This window comes from Halarsenatibacter silvermanii (assembly GCF_900103135.1).
GTDB classification, from domain to species: Bacteria; Bacillota; Halanaerobiia; order Halanaerobiales; family Halarsenatibacteraceae; genus Halarsenatibacter; species Halarsenatibacter silvermanii.
Window position 1 is genome coordinate 53778 of record NZ_FNGO01000003.1, and the last position, 23476, is coordinate 77253.

At 44.0% G+C, this 23476-nt stretch carries 21 protein-coding genes; 6 read left to right on the forward strand and 15 right to left on the reverse strand.

The window, feature by feature from the left end:
• Positions 1-31: 31 nt before the first annotated feature.
• The 4 genes from BLT15_RS02075 to BLT15_RS02095 all read right to left on the reverse strand — a co-directional run bounded on the left by BLT15_RS02075 (position 32) and on the right by BLT15_RS02095 (position 3404).
• Entirely contained in the window at positions 32-403 is a 372-nt protein-coding gene (locus tag BLT15_RS02075; protein ID WP_200769671.1) for a DUF488 family protein, N3 subclade, read from the reverse strand.
• A gap of 99 nt (positions 404-502) precedes the next feature.
• Positions 503-1894 carry a diguanylate cyclase domain-containing protein gene (locus tag BLT15_RS02080; RefSeq protein WP_345788676.1) on the reverse strand — a complete coding sequence of 464 codons (1392 nt, stop codon included), beginning with the start codon at positions 1892-1894 and terminating at the stop codon, positions 503-505.
• 6 nt (positions 1895-1900) lie between these two features.
• Entirely contained in the window at positions 1901-2650 is a 750-nt protein-coding gene (locus BLT15_RS02085) for a PAS domain-containing protein (RefSeq protein WP_345788677.1), read from the reverse strand.
• Positions 2651-2723: 73 nt separating this feature from the next.
• On the reverse strand, positions 2724-3404 hold the full coding sequence (locus tag BLT15_RS02095) for a PAS domain-containing protein (RefSeq protein WP_159429768.1): 681 nt from the start codon (positions 3402-3404) through the stop codon (positions 2724-2726).
• Between the two features lie 192 nt (positions 3405-3596).
• Between BLT15_RS02095 and BLT15_RS02100 the strand changes: the two genes are divergently transcribed.
• Together BLT15_RS02100 and BLT15_RS02105 are read left to right on the forward strand one after the other, a co-directional pair.
• Positions 3597-4781 (forward strand): helix-turn-helix domain-containing protein, encoded by a 1185-nt coding sequence (locus tag BLT15_RS02100; protein ID WP_089758196.1) that lies wholly within the window; start codon positions 3597-3599, stop codon positions 4779-4781.
• A gap of 525 nt (positions 4782-5306) precedes the next feature.
• Positions 5307-6338, forward strand: coding sequence for a DUF21 domain-containing protein (locus tag BLT15_RS02105; RefSeq protein WP_089758197.1), 1032 nt, complete (start codon positions 5307-5309; stop codon positions 6336-6338).
• Positions 6339-6483: 145 nt separating this feature from the next.
• On the opposite strand, the gene BLT15_RS02110 is transcribed toward BLT15_RS02105, so the two are convergent.
• The 6 genes from BLT15_RS02110 to uvsE all read right to left on the reverse strand — a co-directional run bounded on the left by BLT15_RS02110 (position 6484) and on the right by uvsE (position 12270).
• The gene (locus BLT15_RS02110; RefSeq protein WP_200769677.1) at positions 6484-7437 is read right to left on the reverse strand and encodes an ATP-NAD kinase family protein; all 954 of its coding nucleotides are present in this window, start codon (positions 7435-7437) and stop codon (positions 6484-6486) included.
• A gap of 26 nt (positions 7438-7463) precedes the next feature.
• Positions 7464-7610 carry a hypothetical protein gene (locus BLT15_RS13400; RefSeq protein WP_200769672.1) on the reverse strand — a complete coding sequence of 49 codons (147 nt, stop codon included), beginning with the start codon at positions 7608-7610 and terminating at the stop codon, positions 7464-7466.
• Positions 7611-7744: 134 nt separating this feature from the next.
• Positions 7745-9322, reverse strand: coding sequence for an aminomethyl-transferring glycine dehydrogenase subunit GcvPB (gene gcvPB, locus BLT15_RS02115; protein WP_089758199.1), 1578 nt, complete (start codon positions 9320-9322; stop codon positions 7745-7747).
• Between the two features lie 21 nt (positions 9323-9343).
• Positions 9344-10135 carry a PLP-dependent aminotransferase family protein gene (locus tag BLT15_RS02120; protein WP_089758201.1) on the reverse strand — a complete coding sequence of 264 codons (792 nt, stop codon included), beginning with the start codon at positions 10133-10135 and terminating at the stop codon, positions 9344-9346.
• Between the two features lie 221 nt (positions 10136-10356).
• A complete protein-coding gene (locus tag BLT15_RS02125) occupies positions 10357-11178 on the reverse strand; it encodes a response regulator (protein ID WP_089758203.1) in 822 nt (273 codons plus the stop codon).
• Between the two features lie 129 nt (positions 11179-11307).
• Entirely contained in the window at positions 11308-12270 is a 963-nt protein-coding gene (gene uvsE / locus BLT15_RS02130; RefSeq protein ID WP_234985470.1) for a UV DNA damage repair endonuclease UvsE, read from the reverse strand.
• A gap of 197 nt (positions 12271-12467) precedes the next feature.
• On the opposite strand from uvsE, the gene nadE reads away from it, so the two are divergent.
• Positions 12468-13271, forward strand: a complete 804-nt coding sequence (nadE, locus tag BLT15_RS02135; protein ID WP_089758207.1) for an NAD(+) synthase — start codon at positions 12468-12470, stop codon at positions 13269-13271.
• Positions 13272-13354: 83 nt separating this feature from the next.
• Here nadE and BLT15_RS02140 read toward each other — a convergent pair whose 3' ends face one another.
• Complete coding sequence (locus BLT15_RS02140) at positions 13355-14254, reverse strand: DUF1028 domain-containing protein (protein WP_234985471.1); 900 nt, start codon at positions 14252-14254, stop codon at positions 13355-13357.
• A gap of 42 nt (positions 14255-14296) precedes the next feature.
• Complete coding sequence (locus BLT15_RS02145; RefSeq protein ID WP_089758209.1) at positions 14297-15130, reverse strand: MBL fold metallo-hydrolase; 834 nt, start codon at positions 15128-15130, stop codon at positions 14297-14299.
• Between the two features lie 268 nt (positions 15131-15398).
• Here BLT15_RS02145 and acs point away from each other — a divergent pair, with 268 nt between their 5' ends.
• A complete protein-coding gene (gene acs / locus BLT15_RS02150) occupies positions 15399-17372 on the forward strand; it encodes an acetate--CoA ligase (RefSeq protein ID WP_089758210.1) in 1974 nt (657 codons plus the stop codon).
• A 100-nt stretch (positions 17373-17472) separates the two neighbouring features.
• Here acs and BLT15_RS02155 read toward each other — a convergent pair whose 3' ends face one another.
• Positions 17473-18168 (reverse strand): FMN-binding protein, encoded by a 696-nt coding sequence (locus tag BLT15_RS02155; protein ID WP_089758212.1) that lies wholly within the window; start codon positions 18166-18168, stop codon positions 17473-17475.
• A 374-nt stretch (positions 18169-18542) separates the two neighbouring features.
• On the opposite strand from BLT15_RS02155, the gene BLT15_RS02160 reads away from it, so the two are divergent.
• On the forward strand, positions 18543-19334 hold the full coding sequence (locus tag BLT15_RS02160) for an AIR synthase related protein (protein WP_089758214.1): 792 nt from the start codon (positions 18543-18545) through the stop codon (positions 19332-19334).
• A 104-nt stretch (positions 19335-19438) separates the two neighbouring features.
• The gene (locus tag BLT15_RS02165; protein WP_089758215.1) at positions 19439-19798 is read left to right on the forward strand and encodes a hypothetical protein; all 360 of its coding nucleotides are present in this window, start codon (positions 19439-19441) and stop codon (positions 19796-19798) included.
• Positions 19799-19943: 145 nt separating this feature from the next.
• Here the strand turns inward: BLT15_RS02165 and BLT15_RS02170 are convergent, their stop codons facing one another.
• Together BLT15_RS02170 and BLT15_RS02175 are read right to left on the reverse strand one after the other, a co-directional pair.
• Complete coding sequence (locus BLT15_RS02170) at positions 19944-21893, reverse strand: bifunctional 2',3'-cyclic-nucleotide 2'-phosphodiesterase/3'-nucleotidase (RefSeq protein ID WP_089758217.1); 1950 nt, start codon at positions 21891-21893, stop codon at positions 19944-19946.
• A 265-nt stretch (positions 21894-22158) separates the two neighbouring features.
• Positions 22159-23271, reverse strand: coding sequence for a YibE/F family protein (locus BLT15_RS02175; protein ID WP_089758219.1), 1113 nt, complete (start codon positions 23269-23271; stop codon positions 22159-22161).
• Positions 23272-23476 lie beyond the last annotated feature (205 nt).

Sequence of the window (23476 nt, forward strand, 5' to 3'; positions counted from 1 at the left end):
CGATATCTATCAACTGATAACAGGAAGATCCTTACATATTTGATCTGCTGTTACTATTACCTTCTGACCCTCCAGCAAGTTCTCCTCTATATTCAGCACCGGCCTCAACAAGCATATCAGCCAGCAGCCGACGGTGACAACTTTCCGGGCTGGAACAATAACAGAGCAGGACTATCTCCTCCTGCTCGAGTAAATCCTGCCAGCGTTCTCGGTTCTGGCGGTAAGACTCCCTCATTTTCTCATAATATTTCTTCTTATATTCCGCCCAGGACATCTCTCCCTTTTTCGTCTTCATGACCATCGCCCAGGTAGGAGCAAAAGTTTCCTCGCCGGATTTTACCGTCACATCCAGCGTTTTCTTATCACCATTATAATTCATGGGAGCTGTATAAACTTTCAGCATTAAACCAGCCTCCTGAATATTGATGTCTATAGTATATCAATCAATATGTAAATTAACAAAAAATTGATGAAAGTTTAAATCTTGAATATTTTTCACCGGCTATCGGCTCATTAATTCTATAAATTTTTCTGCCAGCTCCGGATCAAACTGGCTGCCAGCGCACACTTCTATCTCTGTCAGGGCTTTTTCTTTACTGATGGGTTCTTGATACGGCCTGCCCGTGGTCATAACATCATAGGCATCCACAATGGCAATAATTCGCGATAAAAGTGGTATTTCTTCTCTTTTAAGTTCTTCTGGATAACCCGTTCCATCCCAGCGTTCGTGGTGGTGTAAAACCTCTCTGGCTATATGAGTAAATTCATCTGTGGCGGACAATACCGTGTGACCCTTTTCCGGATGCTTTTTAATTTCCTGCCATTCTTTCTCTGACAGCCCCCCTGATTTTCTTAAAATATTCTCTGAAATAGTAATCTTGCCAATATCATGGAGTTCGGACAGCAGTGTCAACCTGTTCAGTTTATCATTAGACAGGTCTATTTCCTCCCCGAGTTTGTAGGCTAATTCAGTCATCCTCTGGGTATGCCTTCTAGCCTCTGCACTTTTAGCCGCCAGAGAATCCAGCATATTCTTTATCAGTCTGTTTTCATAATTGTTTATTCTGGTTATTTTATCTCTATACATTCTTTCATCTGCTCTCGATAATACCTCTTTCAGCTCTTCTTCCATATTTATTCTGGTGGCTCTGCCCACACTTAAAGTTATGAGAATATCTTCAAGCTCTGCTCCTTCACAGGTGTCTTCTATCCTTCTGACTACTCGTTCGGCTTCTTCTGCTTCAGTCTGAGGCAGGAGGACAACAAATTCATCGCCGGCCCAGCGGGAAACAATATCTTCACTCCTGGTGCATTCACGGAGTATATCTGCCACATTTATCAAAAGCTCATCTCCCTTATTATGACCGTAAGTATCGTTGACAAGTTTAAGGCGGTTTACATCACACATTATCAAACTGACCGGCAGCTGTCTTTCTGTATCAAGCCTGGCCATTTCCTTTTCCAGATAAGAACGATTGTAAAGATCTGTCAGTCCATCATGATAACTCAAATATTCCAGGTTCGCCTCTTTCTCTTTCAACATGGTTATATCCATAAGCATGGAGAGAAGGTCTTCCTCGCCCTCGGGCAGCTTAAATCTGGTTTTTTCCAGCCTGGCATAATAAACTTCACCACTTTTTTTGCGGAATTTTTTAGTCAGACTCAGATCATCTCCTGCCAGTATTCGTTCCATAATCTCCTGGATTTTCTCTGTCTTTTCAAAATTAATAAGGGTATCAAATATACTTCTGCCTTCCAGCTCATCTTTGTTATAATTCGTAATTTCACACAATTTATTGTTGACTTCCAGAATATTTCCTTCCTCATCCTGAACCAGAATCCCCACAGGAGAAATTTCAAATATCTTGCGATACTGTTCTTCTCTAATCCTCAGTTCCTCTTACATCTTTTTTCTTTCTTTTATATCACGGGCGAAAACCATTTCAAATTCTTCCCCTTCGTACTCAAAGTACTGACTTATCAGATGGACCGGAAAAACAATTCCCTCTTTCGTTTCGAATTCCCTTTCATAGACGTATGAGCCCGAGGACTTTATCTCCTGCCAGAATTCATTTCTTTCCAGAACAGAAGATTTTTCTGCCACCAGCCTTCTGGCCTTGCTGCCGATGAGCTCATCCCTATCATAGCCCAGCTTTTCACAGACCCTTTCATTCGCGTACCTAATTATCCCCTCAGGCGATACCCTTAAAAACATCATATTGGCCTTATCGAGGCAAGACTTTGTCAGCTCGAGCTCCCTTTCCGCTTTTTTACGCTCGCTTATATCGCGTGAAAGCTCCACAATTCCGGTAATCTCTCCTGTTTCATCATCAATCATGGGATAGGAATATAGCTCGAGGTAATCAACTTCGGGATTATGATCAGGTTGTTCAATTTTTGCTGCAGCTTCGCCAGTTTTTAAAGTCCTCAGCACATGACAATCAGCGCATGGTTTAGCAAGTGCATGATGGACCCTATAACAGGTTTTTCCTTCCAGAGGGGCATTTTCTTCATACCATTCATTCATGGTGCTGTTGGCATATCTTATGGTGAAATCAGAGTTTAATACAGCAATACCATCCTGTATGCTTTCCAGAATGGCCTCGAGCTGATTTTTCGTTTTCTCGAGCTCCTGCCTGATCTCCTCCAGCTTTTCTCTCTCTTTTTTAACTCTGTTATATCATCATATAATGTATAAGCTCCTTCTACCTCTCCTTCGATAATTATGGGAACCCCGTGAAACAAGAATTTTTTTCATTTCCCCACCTATCAAAGCGAGTGCCTTTCCCTCTGCTTTTTTTGCCCTGCAGGATTTCTTCAGTCTTTTCCCGGCTGGCAAAACCCTCCTGGCCCCATTCCAGCACGTCATCAAGGTGTTCTCCCCTTACCTCCGACAGGCTATAACCGAAAACCTCCTCAAATTCACCATTTATATCGATGATCTCCCCCGCGTTGTTGAGCATAGCTATGGCGGAGGTGCTGTTGTTGAATAGGGCATCGACTTTCTGCTTTTCTTTTTTCTTTCTGGCAGAAACATCTTCTTTCAGAACTAAAACCCCATCTCCAAAACCGGAAATTTTGACTTCACACCAGCGAACACTACCGCCTGACCGAACTTTTATTTCTTCTATACACTCCCCGTTCTCGCCCTTTATTATCCCCTGGATTTCTCGGGTCAACTTTTCCACGGTCTCTTCGGGACATCCGATCTTTCTCAGCATTTCAGGATATTTGTTGCCCGGCCCGATTTTTTCCGGAGATAATTCGAACTCCGTCAGAGTTTCTTCCCACCTGCTGTTAATAGACTGAACTTTCAGATTATTATCCAGCAGAGAAGCTCCTTCCGGCAGTGAAGAGATGAAAGAATCCGGACCGATGCTTTCGCTTCCAGAAAAATCGGACATATTAATCGCCCCCTGCTCCCCTAAAGACTTGTTGGTAAGTCTCAATACATCGTTCACACTTTTTGGGCGATTTGCTGGTAACATTCCTAATGGCCGATAGGTGTCAAGACATCGTTCATTTAATGCCTGATTTCTTTCAAGAGATAGGTAACACTTGCGCCGATATCTAAGTCATCTATAGAGGTGATTTAGATGTCGGGATCAAAAAAAGAGCTGGAAAGGGAAAGACAAACGGCAATTAAACTTTATCTCTCAGGCCAATCAGTTTCTTCTATCTGCGATAAGCTGAACCGCAGCAGAAAATGGTTCTACAAATGGAAAAAACGTTATGAGAACAAAGCTTCCGATTGGTTCAAATCTGAATCAAGAGCTCCTAAAGAGCCTGATAGCATAGACTCCAATATAGAGGATGTAATTATTAAAGTTCGAGAGAAACTGATGAAAGACGATTACGCTCAGATAGGAGCTCAGGTCATAGCCTGGAAATTAAATAACTTAGGAGTTGAAAATATACCCTCGCTCTCCACCATTAATCGCATAATCAAACGAAATGATTTAACGGTGCAAGACTCTGAATATGAGAAAAAGGGCACTGACTATCCTAATATCCCTGTTTGGTTTCCCAATAGCCTTCACGAAGTAGATTTTTGGGGACCGAGATACATTACAGGAGGAACCAAGTTTTATGTGTTCAATGTAATGGATATATACTCTCGCAGTTTGTGTTCTATGCCTGCACAAAATAAGGGCAGTAAAACTGCGCTCAATGGTCTCTTTAAAGCCTGGAAAGCCATGAATGAACCCGATTTTATAAAATTCGATAATGCCCTGCAATTTCGAGGCAGCAATAGACATCCAAGATCTTTTAGTTCTGTTATAAGGTTTTGTCTTAAAAAGGGTATACAACCCATCTTTATTCCAAAAAATTCTCCCTGGCGCAATGGTCATATTGAAAACTTCCATGATACTCTCCAGAGGAAATTTTACCGTCAAATTGAGTTCGAAAATTTTGATCACTTCTGCAACAAATTTGAAGAATTTATCGTCTATCACAACGCAAACCATCGCTACAGTCCTTTAGGTGGGGCAACTCCTAATGAGGTTTACAGCAGGGACGTTTTAAACGGCGAAGAGGAAGAAGATCGCAATTATGAGCTCCCTGATGAAATTCCCATAAGCGACGGCTATATACATGTCATAAGACTGATAAGAAGCGACTTGAAGCTGGATGTATTCAGTGAGACATTTTCGATGCCTGAGGAGTTACAATATCAATATGTGGCTGCAACTATCTGCACTGACGCGCATATAATTCGAGTTCATGATAGTAACTGGAACAGCCTCTTCACAATACCATACAGATTGACCAAGAAATGAATTGTGTGAACGATGTCTTGAAAGTTAACCAGCATTAGGGGGCGGTTCGCCCCCTCGGGGGCGAACGTTACCGATGTTCTAACAGTTCCCCACCATTAAAAAACTGTGAACGAAGTCTTGACATTTAACAACTTGTGTTTAAATACGATTGCTTAATTCATCTTTTTACAAAAAACAAAATTCTGCCCCCTGATAAAAGGCAGAAAAGCTTTAATGAACCGCAGCAAATATTCATCACCTTCGGCAGACCGTCATGCCAGAATAAAATTTAAATCTAGCACACAGCCTTTGCCAGCTGCCTTTAAAAGCAGCGACCTTTTCGGGGATTTTTTAACTTAAAAAACTAAATCCAATTTAAGGATATCATAACTTATGGATTTAATCAAAATTTTCCTCAGTTTATTCCTTCCAGCAACCAGATTTTATCAAATCCTCTTCTCAGCAAAGCTGCGGATCGACAAGACAGATAATAGTTGATATAATATGGCTAAATGAAGTGCAATGAATGAAAGGTGAGTGCTATAAATGGGTATACTTGTCTGGCTGGCTATTATTCTATGTGTATCTCAGTCTGCCACCCTTTCCGGTCTCAATCTGGCTTATTTCAACGTGAGCAAATTGAGACTGGAAATGGAGATAGAACAGGGCAGCCGCAAAGCTAAAAAGGTGCTGGAGTTAAGAAAGGATGCCAACTTTCTGCTGGTGACAATTCTCTGGGCCAACGTTTCGGTCAATGTGCTGCTGCCGCTTTTAACCGGCTCGGTGCTCAGCGGTATTATGGCATTTTTCTTCTCCACAGTCGTCATAACTATAGTGGGCGAGATAATTCCCCAGAGCTATTTTTCCCGCCATGCTGTGGAGGTTGGGGCAAAATTTGCTCCGCTGCTCAGATTCTATCAAATTCTGCTCTATCCAGTGGCCAGGCCGACAGCGCTGTTGCTGGACAGATGGCTGGGCCGCGAGGCCATCTCCTATTTCCGCGAGGATGACATCAAGGAGATGATAAATCTGCACATGGAGGCTGAAGATACCGAGATTGAAAAGGTTGAGGGTCAGGGGGTTATCAACCTGCTCACTCTCGATGATCTTCCCGCCACAGCCGAAGGAGAAATCCTGCATCCTGACAGCATCATCGAGATGAAATTCAACGAAATCATGCCTCAGTTTCCTGATATTGAACCGCAGGGAGACGATCCCTTCCTGCAGCAGCTGCACAGTTCCGAACGCAAGTGGGCAGTGCTGGTCGATGAAGAGGACCAGGAACCCAGATTGGCGGTAAACGTCGATAAATTCATCCGCGAAGCGCTCTTTCAGCCGGAATACTTCCGTCCTTATCATCACTGCCACAATCCCATCCTGGTGAGAGACGACAGCACCACGCTGGGAGAAATCATTCCGGAATTTCAGGTAAACCCCCGGCACAGCGAGGACGATGTTGTCGACAGAGATATAATCCTCGTCTGGGGTGAAGAAAAGAAGGTAATAACGGGAGCTGATCTTCTGGGGAGATTGCTCCGGGGGATCGTCAAGAATTATGAGATCCCCCAGCAGGTATGAAGGAAAAATTTATTCACCGAAAAATTTCAGCTAAAATATTCGAGCAAATATTAAATAAACCATTTGTCCTCATAAGAAAGAGAAAATGACCGGCTGACAAAACTCACTATTTCTTCTCTGCTGCCTTCAGATTCAACTGCAGAAATTAAGTGCCTGCCTTTATCATCGATTCTGTCTTATAATCAGTTATTACCCGATAATAACCACTGAGCTGTTCATTAAGCTTCTGATCACCCGTATCTATCAGCATTTTATTCTCCGGGAGTGAATAAAGCTTATGGCTGGTGGCGATGATGGTGATACTATCCTCACCGACTCTTCTTATAACTCTATCGCTGATCTGCTGGTTGCCGCGCCCAAAGATAAAACCCTGACCGCCTATTACGGTGACCACTATTTCCGCCGGATAGTTCTCGTATTCAGTCAGCAAATTCAAAAGATCTTCTTCAGCTAAATCACTGCCCACCAGCTCTTCATTAAAAATTGCGTCCACTCCCAAAAGAGAGAAATTCAGCTCCAGTTTCTCCATTATAGATGAGGTGGTTGTGCCCGGGCCTATTATATAAAGAGTATCCTCTTTCATTCTCTCCTGCAGGAAAAAGCCTGCTATGGCATAGCGGGTCGATTCATCGCTTTTACCGCTGCCCGATTTCTGATTTTGTGTGAGCTGCTGATCACCGGGTACTGAGAGATAACCAAACAATCTGGCCCTAACTTCTCCCTCTCGAAAAGCATCTTCATCTATATCCATAACCTCTTTTTCATCGGTTCCGGAAACTTCCCCCCTGACAAACTTACGCACCAGCACTCCAGCATTTTTGGGATTAGTGGCAAAGACGGCGGAATGTATTTTTACGCCCGCAGGAATGCCCAAAGCGGGCAGACTGGTTTCAACAGCCGAATAAATATCGCGGGCTGTGCCATCTCCGCCGGCAAAAAGAATCAGTTCCACACCTTTTTCTTTCATATCCCGGGCTGCCTGTCTGGTATCTTCAGGCCGGGTTTCACCGGAATCGATTTCACCTATCACTTCTGCTGATATTCCCACTCTGGCAGTTGATTTTTCACCCATCTCAGCTGGATATGTGATCAGCTCCATCTCATCGCTGACAGATCTAACTTCTTTTAGAGCCTGAGCAGCTCTCTCAGGAGCCTCCGGTCAGCTCCCATATCGAGAGCTTTCTGCTGGGTTTCGAGGCCATCGCTGCCCTTGAGCCCCACTTTTCCTCCCAAACCAGCCCTTGGATTAACTATCAGTCCAATTCTTTTCATACTTTCACCTTCCTTAAATAATAAAGTGCCTCGGGCTTCCACCGAATTACCGGTGCAAGCCCGAGATTACTGATTTCTTTCCGGATCGATTAAAATTAAAAGAGTATTGGAATGATTATCAGAAACGAGAATGTTTAAATTTCTCCATCATATTTGTCTTTTTTCTTCTTAAATGCTCGATAGGTCAGCGCCCATTTCTCGGGATCGGTGAGCGCTTCATTGTCGAGCCGCTTGCTGGAAGCTGCCTTATAAGGGGAGTTTTGAACCAGTTCAGGATCTTCTTTGGCTTCCTGTTCTATTCGTTTTAGCACCTCAATATATTCGTCCATATCACCTTTGGAGTAGGTTTCGCAGGGTTCTAAAGTCATCGGTTCGGGTATCAGCCAGGGGTGGTGACTGGCCCAGTAATGCTGTATGCCATAATCGGCAACTCTGCGTTCTATGTCGGCAGTTCCAACCCCGGTTTCATCTTTGAGCTGTTCCCAGGTATAGCGCACCTGTTCCATGCGGCGAAAGTCATTGTCATAATAAGAGTAAGAAAGTGTGGGTATCTCTTCATCGAGTTTCTCGTACAGGTAATTGTTGTTCAGAACAGATATTTCGGCAGTTTCACGTAAGCCTTCAACCCCCATAGCCCGGGTCCAGGCATAGGCCCTTAATACAACTGCGGCCGTGCCATAAAAATCACGCACTTTGCCGATGGATTGGGGGCGATCATAATCAAGATAATAGTTTTTGCCGTCGTATTCCACGGTCGGTCTGGGCAGATATTTAGCCAGCTCATCCCGTACGCAGAGTGCTCCATTGCCCGGGCCCGAACCTCCGTGAGGAGTGCCAAAGGTTTTATGCAGGTTGAAATGACACATGTCAAAGCCAGCCTCTCTTGCCCGCGCTATACCCAGGAAAGCATTGGCATTGGCCTGATCGTAAAAACACAGCCCGCCCACATCATGAACTGCCTCAACAAATTTATCGATCCTGGGATTATAAAGACCGATATCTTCCGGATTAGTCATAAATACACCGGCTGTATTCTCAGAAAGCGCTTCCTTGAAAGCTTCTAAATCCGGCAGGCCGTCCTCATCGGGATATATTGTTATGACTTTAAAACCTGCATGTTGAGGACAGGCGGCATCTGAGGGATGAGAATAGATAGTTGTTATGATTTCGTCGCGTTGATCCAACTCTCCTTTTTTCTCGAAATGTTTGCGCATTATTGAAGCTGCTGTATAAACGGCATGATTTCCTCCACCGGGCTGAAAAGTCACTCTGTCCAGACCGGAAACCTCCTGCAGGATATTTTCAAACCTCTTATAGATTTCCAGAATGCCCTGCACTGTCTCATCATCCTGCAGAGGATGCAGATTAGTAAAGTCATCATGCTGAACCAGTTGTTCGTTTATGCGTGGATTGTACTTCATTGTACAGGTACCCTCACTTATATCGTTAGTGAGATTGGAACCCATGGTTTCCTGAGCCAGATGCAGCCAGTGCATCAATACATGTTTTTTAGCCACTTCTGGCAGCTCCGGCTTTTCCTCCCGGCTTATCTCATCCGGAAGCTCAGCCAGCACATCACCGGCTTCTTTTTTAACTTCATTATCCGGCTCCGGAACGCGAATGCCTCTTTCTCCGGGAGTTGACATTTCATATATAAGCGGCTCATCCCAGTCCGCCTGCTGGAAATTTTCTCTCACTATAGTTTTACCCATTCTATGATTTCACCTCCAAATTTAATTAAGAACTTTTTCCAGGGCCAGGGCCAGTTCTTGAATGTCTTCCTTTTGATGAACTTCGGTTATACTGAAGAGAGCGGCATTCCCCATCTCTTCGAATTCTTCGCTGAGATCTCTGCCGCCAAATATACCCTCTTCTTTGAGAGCTTCATTTATTTCTTTCACGGACATATCTGTGTCGGTGTATTTAACCACAAATTCTTTGAAGCAGGCAGTTTCGCTGGCTATTTCGATACCCTCGATGTCAGAAAGCAGGCTTTGAGCATACTTAATTCTTTGCATTATTCCTTCACCGAGCTCTTTCATCCCCTCCGGCCCCATCAAGGCCAGATAAACTCCGGCCACGATTCCGTACAAAGCAGTAGTGGTACCGATAAATTCCTTGCCTTCTTCTCTTTCTGCATAAGATGTTCTATCGAAAGCCACGTGACCAAACCCGTACTCGCCTTCCTCCTGAGTTGTGGTGATACCGAAGAGAAGATCGGGATATTCAGCCACGTATTTTTCTTCATCAATTGATGCTATATAACCTGAGAGTGCACCTCCCCACTTCATGTGCAGACCGAGAGGCTGAAGATCGCCGCATACGATGGTTGCACCATAGTTTCCAGGAGCTTCCAGCACTCCTAAAGAGGTGGGGTCGGCTCCGACTACAAATTCAGCCCCCACACTTTTTGCCAGCCGCGAAATATCTGCAACTTTTGTCTCGATAGTTCCCAGATAATTGGGATTTTCGATATAAACAGCCGAGACATCTTCTGAAATTTTTTTCTCCAAAAATGTCATCATGATTAATTATCTCATTAAATCAAAATAAAAAATGCCAGCATAATTTCTATGCTGACACCCTGTATAAACTTAATATCAATGGATCTTCCTGTTATCAGTTGATAGATGTCGTATAAGATCGAGGAAAAATTTCATCGTGAACGCAGCTTTATATCTTACAGTATAACTAAATGAGGTTTTTGACACACCTATTACCCAACTTAAGACGAGAAGATCCCCAATTAAATAACTTCCATCATTTTATCTCTATATTCGTACTGCTTTTCGGGGTTTACTTTTTCACCTTCAGCAATATCATCTGGAAAAGTGACATTTTTCTCTTTTACACTTTCTTTTCCCAGGGAAGCATTATTTTCGACAATTGATTTGATTTTGACTAAAAAAACTTCCCTGCCTTCACTGTCAGTGAGCGGAAGCAAAAATGCATAAACATTATCCTCCAGGAAAAAAACTCGATCTATATCTCTAATTTTTCCGGTTATATTGTCCTTTACCACCTTCAACTTCTGCTTTTCTATTTCCCGGGGAAGAATGATTTTCACAAGGCTAAAAGAAAGCCCGCCTCTGATCGCCCTGTTGAGCTCCATCGAAATAGAAGTTTTAAGATTTTTTATCTCAGTCTCCCGGGAAAAGGACTCTTTTTTTGCAGTGGTTTCAGTTTTGATATCATCTCGTGATATTATTTTATTGATCCTTGTCAGCATATCTTCTTTATCAAAAGGTTTAACCAGATAATCTTCAGCTCCCAAATTTATAGATTTTTTGACTATCTTTTTTTTCGTCTCCACGCTTACCATTATTACTTTTATAAAAGGATAGGTGTTTTTAATATATTCCAGAATTTTAAGACCACTTTCATCTTTTAAATATATGTCAAGCAAAACAAGGTCTATATTTTCCAGAGATATATCTTTTGAAAAAGTATCATTATAAACCACCTCTGCATTGGGAGCTTCAAAGACGTCAAAACCTTCTGCAGTTAATTCATTCTTTAGCTTGTATCTGATTATACCCGCATCGTCAACCACCAGAATGTTGTACATAACTAAACTCCCCCGATAATCCAAATATTTTGGATCTTCCAGCTGTTAATTCTTATAATTATACTAATTTCTAAAGTTTTATTTTGAGTTTAAATTATCACAAAATCTAAATTAGTTCAAATTTGAAAATCATAATCCCAGCTGTCGCCGCAGCTTGAAAAGAGCTCGCTCTTTTTCCTTGCATTCCAGCATCACATCAAAATCCTTATCCACTGCCCTATCGGCCAGGCTCAAAAACTCAGCAAAATCATCAGCATTTATTTCATCAGCATGCCGGGTGGGATTATCCAGGCTGGCCGGAGAAGAAAAATGCAGCTTCGGCTTTCTATTCCTCCAGGTTGCCAGAGCCCTGGGAAGCAAATCCGATAAATTCTCTTCTTTTCGGTGGTTGCAGTTAAAATGATGAATATCCAGGATCATGGGAATTTCCAGCTCTTCTGCCACCTCCAGCACCTCGCCGGCAGTATATGATTGATCATCATTTTCTATAACTAGACGTTTCTGTATGCCGGAATCAAGTTTGCGAAAATTCTTTATAAATCGCCGGCGGGATTTATCTTTGTTTCCATAAACTCCCCCTATATGCAGAATAATGATATGATGGCTGTCAAGTCCCATAGCCTGCAAAAATTTATGATGATATTTCAAATCTTCGCAGGCATTTTTTACTACTTTTTCTTTATTGCTGTTCAACACTGTAAACTGCTCGGGATGCATGCTCACCCTGAGATCATGTTCCCGGACAAATTTTCCCAGTTCGGCCAGTTCTTCCCGAGCTTCTTCTAAGTAACTCCAATCATCTGTGAGAGAATGAGTCGCCAGCGGCACTATATCGGAACAGAACCTATAAACCTCAATATTATTTTTAACATTAAATTTCAGGATCTCCAAATTGTTCTGCAGATTTTTGTGCAGCAGACCGTTGAGTTTTCGTCTGCGCTCGTGACTGCTCAATTTGCGCAGATGTTTTACAGTGGTTCCGTGATTGGGGCGTTTTTTGTTTTCTGAAAGTGTTCTATTGAGACAGGGATAACCCAGACGCATATTTTTCTCCTTTCCAGCCGGGTCTTTGCAGCAAATTTCTTCTGACATTATTATGCCCGGATTTGATATTATTCGAATTTAACAGCAAACTTGATTTCTTCCTGTTTTTTTGCTTATAATATGTAGAACCTGCTCAGAATGAAATTCTCTCAGCTAAAATCATCTCTTTTCAGCTCGCCTCTGCTCTTCTATTTTCTTTTAAACTGTCCTGCTTGTATCGGATTAAAAATTCGGGAGGGTTATTTATGTTAAGAAAAGGTATTGAAGATGAAATTACTGACTGGCTGGCAAGAGAGGTCGAAAACCGCGGCAGCGATGGCGGATTAATAGGACTGAGCGGGGGAATAGATTCCACCACAGTTGCAGCTCTGGCCAAAAAGGCTCTGGGCGATGATTGTCTGGGGATTCTGCTTCCGGCAGAAGGCACCACGGAAAAGGACAACGAATATGCCAGAATGGCAGCCGAATCGATCGAAATTGATACCATGATGGCAGACCTGGAGGATATCAATGCTCATCTGAAAAATTTCCTGCACGGGCTGGATTTAGATAGTGTTCATCGAGAATATTATCCGGAAACGGCTCTGAAAGCTTCTGAATGTGCCCGGGAGATGTGCGAAAAGACGATGCAGACCCGGCTCAGAATGATCACCCTTTATTACATCGGCGAATGCAAAAACTATGCGGTGCTGGGCACCAGCAATAAAAGCGAACTGCTGACGGGCTATTTTACCCGCTATGGTGATGCGGCAGCTGACCTATCTCCCTTAAAGCATCTCATGAAGACTGAAGTCTGGGAGCTGGCTGAGAGGCTGGAAGTACCTCGGGAAATCATTGACAGACCACCCACCGGCGGCCTGCAATCCGGCGAGGAACGAGTTAGTGATGCTGAAGAGGTTGGGCTGGATTATCGCACCTTCGATGAAATTTATCTGGCCATTGAAAACGGAAAAGATTTAAGACAGTTCGATCTGGAAGATGTCAATAGAGCCGTGGAACTGATGGCTGAAGCCAGCAACAATCTGGATATTCCTGGTTTCAAAAAATAATATTATTCCTGCTCAACCATAAAGCAGGCCCGGCCTGGAGTATCGTCCGGCCGGGCGTAATATTTTTATGCCCGGCATAATCATCAACTGCCCTCCATTATATGGGCCCGTTCACGCAGATATTGGAGGATATCCTGAGGAATGGTGTTCTCGCCGGGATATCTCTGCTCAAAATCTTCCTGATGATAAAAATCTATCAGGGCCTGTCTGAACTTCTCGTCAAATACACAGCTGGGTTCACCTTTATAATAGCCCAGATCGGAAAGCAGCATTTGTACTTCACAGAGGGTATCTCCCTCCAGTGGAGTGTGCTCTACGTCGCTTTCGACATAATAAAGCTTGAAAAGTTCGAGAAGGTCAGCCAGGTCTTCGATAGGTTTTTCGCTGTCATCCACCCGGAGATCTATGTATTTGTTTGTAAAACCACCATAACCACCACCTTCTTTATAGACCAGAAGCGAAGCTGATTGCTTGCCTCTTCTATCCCCTCCGGCTTCTTCAGCGGCAAATAATGAAGACAGCAGACGGTCTGCCAGACTTCCCTCCTCTGTTTTAAAGGTTTTTACCATCTCTTCAATGGTCCTGCCATTGACCAGGAGATTACCCTGGGCGGCATAATTCTCCCCGCATATACCTCCTGCCCATTCGATACATTGCTCACCTGTATATGTGGCTGAGCGCCCTTCGGCGTCAACTATACCGACCTGTCGCAAAACTGAACCTGAATCGAGAGCTGTGAGAGTCTCTACAATCTCCTCGGGGTCGTTACCCCGCTCGAGCAGCTGCAGAGTGCTGGGACCGTAGGTGGGGTTTATCTGAGCCTGAGTAGCTACCGCTCCTACATTCCATTTTATATAGGGTACGATAGAACCTATGGCCAGAAACTTTGACTGAGCGGCAACGCCCAGTTTTTCCGTTTCCGGCTCATAACCAACTATGGAATAGGTCGAAGTCATGGGAGGTTTTTGATCATTTGATTGCATTTTGACCCTCCTGCTCGGTAATAATTTCTATGAGTTATAATTTTAAAAAACGTACCTCTCTCCGACTTCTCCTATTTTCACCCGCGTATTCAGACTGCGTCTCATCTCCGCCTGAGCTGAAAATCCGGTGCAGTGCATGGGAACTATCAGATCCAGGTCCAGATCATCGAGGTATTCGATAGTTTTTTTGATAATATGATCATCAGCGCTGTAAAGATGCATACCTCCTAAAACAGCCCGCAGCGAGGACTGCGATGAAATCGATCTTATGTGTTCTAAAGTGTTGACAACTCCTGCATGAGCACATCCGAGAAGGACCACTGTGCCGCTGACGGTCGGAAAAAAGAGAGCCTGATCATCGATAAAATCATCCTTTACCAGCTCTTCTTCCCCCTCTTCTTCGGTGAGTTTGAGGTAATTATCGGGAGTCGTCTCCCAACTGTTTTTCCGGGGAATTGGACCGGTGAGCTGAAGTCCTCCGCAGATTTCCTGATGATCGTTTATCGGTTTGAAGTTAATCTGCTCCCGGGAAAAATCAATGCCTGCATTTCTCAAGTCCCCTTTATCTTCTTTTACATACTTATCTGAAAAAATTTCCGGGTGTCCGTAAAGCGCAAGATCCTGCTGATGTTCCAGCAGCCCCTCTATTCCACCCCCGTGATCATTATGACCGTGACTGACCACCGCCGCTGACAGTCTGCTCAAATTTATACCCAGTTCTTCGGCGTTGTGTTCTAGTACGAGTCCCTGACCGGTATCGAAAAGAACCTGCCTGTTCTCTTTAGAAATCCAGAAGCATAATCCATGTTCAGCCAAAAGATCAGGTTCATGAACCAGGTCATCGGCCAGAATTTTAACTTCGATAGAATCCGCCATCGCTTTCACCCCTTCCTGTAATATATCATTTCTTTAAACGGAGAGTATTACCTGCCGCAAGGGATAATTTTATCATAAAAAATACATATATCTATTCCGAAGTCGGGATCAGTTTTTTATTCTTTATATCAATAAATCAGGGTATACTGAATAATTAATATAATATTGACAAAATTAATTGAGTTAATTATACTAATATATAAATTAAATCAGAAAATAAAGAAATTTTGTCATTTTAGAGTCAAAAAACCAAACCGAGTTGATTATTATGAGCAGTGAAGACGGAGAAGAAGTTTTTGACGTCCTATCCGAAGGTGAGGAAGTCTTTGCTCCGCCTGAGTCTTTCAAGGAGCAGGCAAATGCGGGTGCGGAGTTATATGAAATTGAAAACTATCAGGAGTACTGGGCTAAAGAAGCGGAAAAACTTGACTGGTTTGAAAAATGGGATCAGACTCTCAGATGGGAACCTCCCTTTGCCCAGTGGTTTGTCGGCGGAAAAATAAATGCTTCCTACAACTGTCTGGATCGCCATCTGGACTCATTTCGCAAAAACAAAGCCGCTTTGATCTGGGAAGGTGAACCGGGAGATGAAAGGGTTCTCACCTACAATGATCTGCATAGAAAAGTATGTAAATTTGCGACAGTATTAAAGAATCAGGGAGTGCAAAAAGGCGACATAGTGACTATATACCTCCCTATGATTCCGGAAGCTGTAATCGCCATGCTGGCCTGCGCCAGGATCGGTGCCCCTCATTCTGTAGTTTTTGCCGGTTTTGGCCCCGGATCTCTGGCTCAGAGAATCGAAAATGCTGACTCCTCTTTTCTGATCACCGCCGATGGATATTATCGCCGGGGCCGGCTCATACATCACAAAAACAAAAGCGATCAAGCTCTAGAACAGACGGATAAAGTCGAGCAATGTGTGGTGGTCGAGAGATGCGGACTGGATGTTACCATGAACCGCGATCGAGATTACTGGTGGAAAGATCTTATGTCGGAGGTCAAATGCGAAACCCCGGCTGTTAAACTCGACTCGGAGGATCTGCTCTTTTTGATGTATACTTCCGGAACAACCGGCAAACCGAAAGGTGTTGTTCACACGATCGGCGGTTATATGACTCATGTCACCTCCACCAGCAAATATGTTTTTGATTTGAAAGAAGACGACACCTACTGGTGCAGTGCCGATGTGGGCTGGATTACCGGTCATTCCTATATCGTTTATGGCATTCTTTCCAACGGGGCTACAGCTGTCATGTATGAAGGTGCCCCCGATTATCCGGATAACAACAGAACCTGGGAAATTATCGAAAAATACGGGGTGAACATATTCTACACCGCTCCCACTGCCATAAGATCATTTATGAAGCACGGAAAAAAATACCCTCAATCTCATAATTTGAACAGTCTTAGGCTTCTCGGCAGCGTGGGTGAACCAATTAATCCGAAGGTATGGAAGTGGTATCACAAAAATGTAGGCAATGAAAACTGCCCGATAGTCGACACCTGGTGGCAGACCGAAACAGGTGGCATCATGCTGTCTCCACTCCCCGGGGTCATCAAAACCAGGCCTGGCAGCGTAACCCGTCCTCTGCCTGGAATTTCAGCGGAGGTACTTGATGAGGAGGGCGAGCCAGCTGATTCCGGCTATCTGGCAATCACCAAACCCTGGCCGGGAATGCTGAGAACTGTCTACCAAAATGATGAAAGATATAAGAAGACCTACTGGAGCAAATGGGATGACGAGACTTACTTCCCCGCGGATGGGGCCAAAATAGATGAGGATGGATATTTTTGGATTCTGGGAAGAATAGATGATGTTATAAATGTTAGCGGACACAGGCTCAGCACCATGGAAATAGAAAGCTCTCTGGTCAGCCACAGCGATGTGGCTGAAGCTGCAGTTGTCGGTGGGAGTGATGATTTAAAGGGACAGGTGCCGGTGGCATATGTGATGCTGCAGGAAGAAGCTGAAAATGATAAACTCAATAACGGCGAAGACGAGGAGTTAGACTTTTTTAACGCCGACCTGGAAGAGGAGTTAAAGGATTATGTCGCAGAAGATATCGGAGCTATAGCCAGACCGAGGGACGTGACTTTTGTTCCTGATCTGCCCAAAACCCGAAGTGGAAAGATTATGCGCAGGCTGCTTCAGGATATAACAGAGGAAGAGGAGCTGAGTGATACGACAACACTGAAAAACCCTGAAATCGCCGAAAAAATTCAGGATATTTACTGCTGAAAAAATGAGAAATCATGCGGGATGTAGGCAAAAACCACCGGCATCCCGCATGTTATTTTTTCGACATTTTATTATTCAGGACATAAAATTCAATGCTGGTCTACTCTTCTAAAGTTTCCGTATCCAGGCCGGCTTTTTCCAGAGCATTTTCTACAGACTCTCTCCACATCTGAGAGCTGCTGGTTGCCTCTGTGAATGTGTCAACATCTGGACTGTCGGCCTCAACAAACCATTCCGGCATTTCCTCACGTGCTTCATGCCAGTGATCCCAGCCATAATCCTCATCCTTGAACTCATCGCCATCGGTAACCTCTTCCAGTCTCACATCGACAATGCTCTCCCCTTCTACTGTTACCCAGGCAACTCCCCAGCCGCCATTGTCTTCTGCGGAAGTGCCGAGATAAGTGCCGTCAAACTGCTCTACACCTTCAGCTTTCTGACGGGCCATCTCAACGGCCTCCATAGCCTTTTCGGAGGTACCGGTGGCTCCGGATACTATATCCACATCAGAGCTGTTGGCCTCCTCGAATCTCTCTGGTAAAATTTCCATCGCCTCATGCCAGTCATCCCAGGTATAATCTTCTCCTTTGGCTTCTTCTTTCTCGGTATATTCTGTGAGATTTACAGAGATTATGTCACCGTTTTCCAGAGTTACAGCTGCTTTTACGTAACCGTTTTCGTCAGCTTCGGAATAACCTACATACTCCCCATCTTCAAGATGTCCATCTGCTGCTGTCCCGGCCCCAAGACCGAATACTACAGCTGCAGCCAGCATAACTATCAAAAACTTCTTCATCAATATCTCCCCTTTTGGCAGATTTAATTATATGAGTCTTTAGTCAAGCTGATATCATTATAGAAAATCGTGACAAAAATATCAAGAAGAATTTCTGATTGGAATCTTAGTTGACTCAATAAATCATTTTTATTATAATTAAAGGAGAATATTTAATTAAAGATTAATTATATTTACAATAATTTCTACTCAATAAAAGTTGGATCTTCTTGTTATCAGTTGATAGATATCGTATAAGATCGGGGAAAAATTTCATCGTGAACGCAGCTTTATATCTTACAGTACAACTAAATGAGGTTTTTTACACACCTATTAAACAACTGAATACAAGAAGATTTAAAAAGTTAAGATTATCAAATCCTGCAGGTGATAAAATGAATTTAATAGAAAAATTTCATATTAACCGGGTGAAAAACGAGAATCTTATCTCACAGGAGAGAGATCTCACCAGAGTAAACATAGATGAGAAAACAAGTCTACTGCTGGCTGTCGACTCCGATGGTGGAATAGGAAATAAAAAAGGAGATGCTGTTCAGGTACCTCCTGAAACGCTGGGACGTTTTGCCGTCCGGGTTCCTCTAATGGAGATAATTGCGGCCAGCAGTCAGCCTTTGATGATAATCGATGCTCTGACGGTGGAGATGGAAGATACCGGCAAAAGAATAATTGCCGGTATCAGGGATATGTGCAGAAAAGCCGATGTTAACAGCCTGCCTATCACAGGCAGCACCGAGGAGAACATCCCCACCCAGGAGACGGGGATTGGGATAATGGTGCTGGGAACGATGGTAAGAGAAGACTGGACGATAGGCTCTTCGCAGAAAGGAGATGTAATAGCGGCGGCCGGAATTCCCAAAAGCGCCCCTGAATTTGAGGTCAGGCTGGACGATGAAGAAATAATCTCTTTTGAAGAGCTGCAGATTTTAAGACAGCAGGATGGCATCAGGGATATTCTGCCGGTAGGTTCAAGGGGAATAAGATACGAGATGAGCGAACTGGCTCATACAGCCGGATGCAACTTTATAGAAACGGGCAAAAATATTGATCTCGAGCGCTCCGGGGGACCGGCCACCAGTGTCATTTTTTCTGCTGCTGATAAAAAAGTTCTGGCCGAAGTCCGGGGCAAAATAAACGCGCCGATAAACGAAATAGGAGAGACAAAATAAAAACAGATCTTCTTGTTATCAGTTGATAGATATCGAAGACTAGAAGATCCTTAATAACAGATGTATGATCTCTTTTTGATAATCTGAATCAGGGAGGAAAAGACATGGAGCTACTTTTGCTGGCTTTAATTCTGGGGTTTTCTGGTTATGTCCTGATAAAATTCATAGCTCACAAGTTTGATCCAGGTCTGTCGGGCAGCGCTCAAAGACTGGAAGGAGATAGCAGTGATAAACCTGTGAAAGCTGATGGTGGTAGCGAAGGGTATGGTGATCAGGAAAATCATCCGGAGCAAAAAGTCCAGAAGTCTTCCGGTTTAAAAAAAATATTGAAGGTCATAGGCTATATTTTAGGAGGAGCTGCAATTGTTGTAGCAGGAATCATAGTATTTTCCATTGCAATTCCAATTATAGCTCTGGTAGCTTTTCTCTCTTCTTTTTCTTTTATAATATTTTTCCGAATTTGAGCCCGTTCAAAAAGTCCGCAGCTTTGAAATTAACCATAATAAAATAATTATTCTTCTTGTGTTCAGTTAAGAAGAAGAACCTGAATTATCGGTAAAATGGGCAGTGCCGCAAGATCGAAAATGAGCAGCACTGCCCTGTTTTATGCTAAATGCGGGCTATATCGATCTCGTAAACACCCATTCCTTCTTCATCTGTCTCCACAAATTCCACTTTGCCTTCCAGCTGAGGAACGGTGACTTCCATAGCTTCTGGATGAGAGCGAAAATGCACGGTGCCGGCAACTTCTACGGGTTTTATTCTCCAGTTATCAGTGGGTTCAGGGGCGATGGGAGCGTGTTCTTCTATATAATCTATTATAATTTCCCGATTTACAAGTCCGGAGGGAGCGTAGATGGGATCATGTCTTTCCGTCGGCGGGAATCCGCCACCTCCGCCGGCTCGATAATCATTGGTAATCACCAGAAATTCCTGGTCGGCGCTCAGCAGTTCACCCTCGTAAGCTGCGTTGACTATACGCTCTCCCTCTGGCTGAGTAACATCTATTTCATATTCGATTCCATCTATAACGTCGTAATTATAGGCCGAGAAAGTGCCGTCGATAAGGTCCTGGGTGCCTTCATAATCAGGATCTATCCGATTGAAGTTTTCAGCACTGCGCTCAAGCCACTCAATGATCTCTTCTCCATTAACTTTCATGACCCTGAGCTCATTATCATAGATATATATGTCGGCTACATCACCTATCGTCACATCACCTGCCCTGACATCGGTGAAGTATTCGGGATCCTCTCTGCCGGCCTGAAAAGGAGCGGAAGCGGAAAGTATTGGCAGGTCAGCAAACTCACCTTCTGTGAGCTCGGCTGAATTGTGAGCCCACCAGAGCTGAGCATCATTTACTATCTGGGTCACGGGATTGTCGGCAACCCGGGCAAAAAATGAAGTAATAGCCAAATCGGTGCTGCCGATAGGAGTACGCACATATTCCAGAGTGGCTTCATGCACATCTTCCGCCATCTCCTCTACCCGCGGATGTGATTCTATATTTTCATCGGTCTTACGCAGCTTGACGCCTGCCTCACCTATACGCCACTGTCCATTTTGCTTCATGAGTTCCAGATCAATTACGCCGAGTGAATCACCCCAGGAACCGGCCATGACCACCGGCAGGCCGTCGATAAGACCAAGATTGTTGTTCACAACTTCCATCTCCATCCAGTCATAATCGCCGGGAAAGAAATTATGATCATGACCGCAGATTATAGCGTCAAAACCATTCAACTGAGCCAGATGAGCAGCCGCATCTTCCCGGGCAGCATCCGAATCGACCGGCGAATCGTCCAGACCGGTATGAGCCAGAGCGATAACTATATCGGCCTTCTCTCTCACTTCTGGCAGCACTTTTTCGGCCGAGGGCACTATATCATCAAATTCCAGCTCGCCTTCCACCCAGTCCCGGCCCCATTTTTCAGTCTGAGGAGGAACAAAACCTATCAGACCAAATTTCACGGTTTCACCATCGAACTCACGCTCAATAATTGTATAGGGATCAACATAATATTCATCGGTTCCGGCCAGACGGATATTGGCCGCCAACCAGGGAAACTCAGCTCCCTCAACCGCATGTTCAAAAAAATTCATGCCAAAATCCTGCAGTTCATGATTTCCTACTGCGGCAGCTTCGTAACCCATCTCGTTGAAGATCTCCACTATTCTCTGAGTTTCTCCTTCTTCCAGCGGATCTACATCGAATTCCAGATTGCCTATCATACTGCCCTGGATTGTGTCACCGGCTGAAAGCAGCATATAATTATCTCTGGCTGCTGCTTCTTCTTCAAAGAGCGTCATAGCTTTGGAAAGACCTATATTTTCTGCTGTCTCATCCTCCATGTAATTATAGGGCAGAATGTACTGATGTTCGTCAGTTGTGGCAAAAATGGTGAAACTATCAGTACCATCTGCCTGCACCTCTCCACTGAGATGTTGAAGGCCGGTGCTGGCCAGAAGTGCTCCTGCCACTACTTTCCCGGAAGTAGCGATAAAATCACGGCGGGAAATATCTTTCTCAAAAATGTCGACATTTTCGGAATTTGACATCTTTTAATTTTACCCCCTGATAAAAATTTTAAGCTGCCATTATTCGCACCTATTATTTATTTTATAACCTGCAGTAAAGAATTGTCAAATTTTCTTCTGTTCGGACGATGTCAAATATTTTTAGGGCGAGGTCAGAATGAGGACTCCCTCCTTTAACTGGAAAATCCAATTTTACTCTATGATTATTTCTGATAGAAAAATTTGATGATTTTCAGAGAAGATAAATCCATTCAACAACTTAAAAACTAAAAAAACAGAAAAGAAGTTAATCCCCCTTCATAAGTATTGCAGCTGCCAGCGCAGTCGCCGGAATGGCCAGAACCAGCCCTAAAGAGCCTGCCAGTCCGCTCAATATTTCCGTGGCTATATAATCGAGATTGACTATTCTGAGCCAATCAAGCTGCTGGGCCATGATTAATAACAAAAATGGCACCGACCCCCCCACGTAGGCCAGAATGAGAGTATTTGCCATGGTAGCCATGATATCCCGCCCCACCTCCAGGGCATGATAAAATAATTTATCCGGTGCTATTTCGGGATTGGCCTCCTTCAACTGAGAAGCGCTGGCAGCTACCGACATACCCACATCGGTTATAGCCCCCAGAGAGCCAACAATGATACCGCCATAAAGCAATCCTCTGACATTAATCTCCAGATCGCTGGCTCCCAGCATCTGCGCCTCTTCTGTACCCAGGCCGGTTAAATGAGCCATCTCCCCGATAATGTAAGCCATTACTCCAGCGGCTATGACTCCTGTCGAGATGCCAATAAAGGCAGCAAGAGACTTCGAGGATAAACCTCCGATGACGATAAGAATCACAGCTATGATAAGCAGAGCGCTGGCCGTTGCCACCGGCACCGGAGCCCAGCCCTGCAGCATCAGGGGCAGCATGATTCTAAAGATAATATATCCTGTCAGCAGCAGAGAAATTAAAGTTTTTATCCCCTTCATTTTGCCCACGATGATAAGAGCCAGAGCCAAAACAGCCCCGGCCAGATAAAGTCCGCGGTCGCGGGCTACGTCCTCCAGATAGATCTCAGGACTGCCATTTTCGTGAAAAGATATAAGAATCACCTCCAGTCCTGACTCAAGCCTGATATCCAGATAAATATTTTCTTCCCCGTAAACATTATCGATCTCCACTATTTCTCCGGCCTTAGGACCTTCATTTATCAAAACCTCTGCCTGCTGCTCAAGACCGAACTCGGTTCTCTCTTCTTCCAGCACCTCTTGTACGGTGCCTCGAAAATATTCAGCATCTTCTCGTGCCATATAACTGGAATCCGGCATCAATCTCTCGGTATAGCTATGTACTGCGGCCAGAATAACCAGCCCCAGAAAAATAGCGAGGATGCTTAAGAGCAATCTTTTTGGCAAAAAGCACACCTCCAAATTTCGAATGTTAATTTTTATTCATCAAAAAGGAATGCTTTTATGCTGCGGAGCAGAAATTATACCAATAATAACTATATCACAGCTCAATTGGATCTTAAATTGCCTTTTCGGGAAAATTGTGACGCGAAAAAAGTAAAATCGCCGCCTGATATAAAATTCTTTACTTCACAAAATTACTTCTAAACGT

Excerpts from the sequence above, each read along its gene's own strand:
- BLT15_RS02075 (WP_200769671.1), bottom strand. The coding sequence starts at position 403 with ATGCTGAAAGTTTATACAGCTCCCATGAATTATAATGGTGATAAGAAA.
- BLT15_RS13400 (WP_200769672.1), bottom strand. The coding sequence starts at position 7,610 with ATGAAAAGAATTGGACTGATAGTTAATCCAAGGGCTGGTTTGGGAGGA.
- uvsE (WP_234985470.1), bottom strand. The coding sequence starts at position 12,270 with ATGTCAGAAGAAATTTGCTGCAAAGACCCGGCTGGAAAGGAGAAAAAT.
- gcvPB (WP_089758199.1), bottom strand. The coding sequence starts at position 9,322 with ATGGGTAAAACTATAGTGAGAGAAAATTTCCAGCAGGCGGACTGGGAT.
- BLT15_RS02110 (WP_200769677.1), bottom strand. The coding sequence starts at position 7,437 with ATGGAGCTGATCACATATCCAGCTGAGATGGGTGAAAAATCAACTGCC.
- BLT15_RS02105 (WP_089758197.1), top strand. The coding sequence starts at position 5,307 with ATGGGTATACTTGTCTGGCTGGCTATTATTCTATGTGTATCTCAGTCT.
- BLT15_RS02140 (WP_234985471.1), bottom strand. The coding sequence starts at position 14,254 with ATGCAATCAAATGATCAAAAACCTCCCATGACTTCGACCTATTCCATA.
- BLT15_RS02120 (WP_089758201.1), bottom strand. The coding sequence starts at position 10,135 with ATGATGACATTTTTGGAGAAAAAAATTTCAGAAGATGTCTCGGCTGTT.
- BLT15_RS02160 (WP_089758214.1), top strand. The coding sequence starts at position 18,543 with ATGAATTTAATAGAAAAATTTCATATTAACCGGGTGAAAAACGAGAAT.
- BLT15_RS02095 (WP_159429768.1), bottom strand. The coding sequence starts at position 3,404 with ATGTCCGATTTTTCTGGAAGCGAAAGCATCGGTCCGGATTCTTTCATC.
- BLT15_RS02170 (WP_089758217.1), bottom strand. The coding sequence starts at position 21,893 with ATGTCAAATTCCGAAAATGTCGACATTTTTGAGAAAGATATTTCCCGC.
- BLT15_RS02125 (WP_089758203.1), bottom strand. The coding sequence starts at position 11,178 with ATGTACAACATTCTGGTGGTTGACGATGCGGGTATAATCAGATACAAG.
- BLT15_RS02165 (WP_089758215.1), top strand. The coding sequence starts at position 19,439 with ATGGAGCTACTTTTGCTGGCTTTAATTCTGGGGTTTTCTGGTTATGTC.
- BLT15_RS02145 (WP_089758209.1), bottom strand. The coding sequence starts at position 15,130 with ATGGCGGATTCTATCGAAGTTAAAATTCTGGCCGATGACCTGGTTCAT.
- nadE (WP_089758207.1), top strand. The coding sequence starts at position 12,468 with ATGTTAAGAAAAGGTATTGAAGATGAAATTACTGACTGGCTGGCAAGA.
- acs (WP_089758210.1), top strand. The coding sequence starts at position 15,399 with ATGAGCAGTGAAGACGGAGAAGAAGTTTTTGACGTCCTATCCGAAGGT.
- BLT15_RS02155 (WP_089758212.1), bottom strand. The coding sequence starts at position 18,168 with ATGAAGAAGTTTTTGATAGTTATGCTGGCTGCAGCTGTAGTATTCGGT.
- BLT15_RS02100 (WP_089758196.1), top strand. The coding sequence starts at position 3,597 with ATGTCGGGATCAAAAAAAGAGCTGGAAAGGGAAAGACAAACGGCAATT.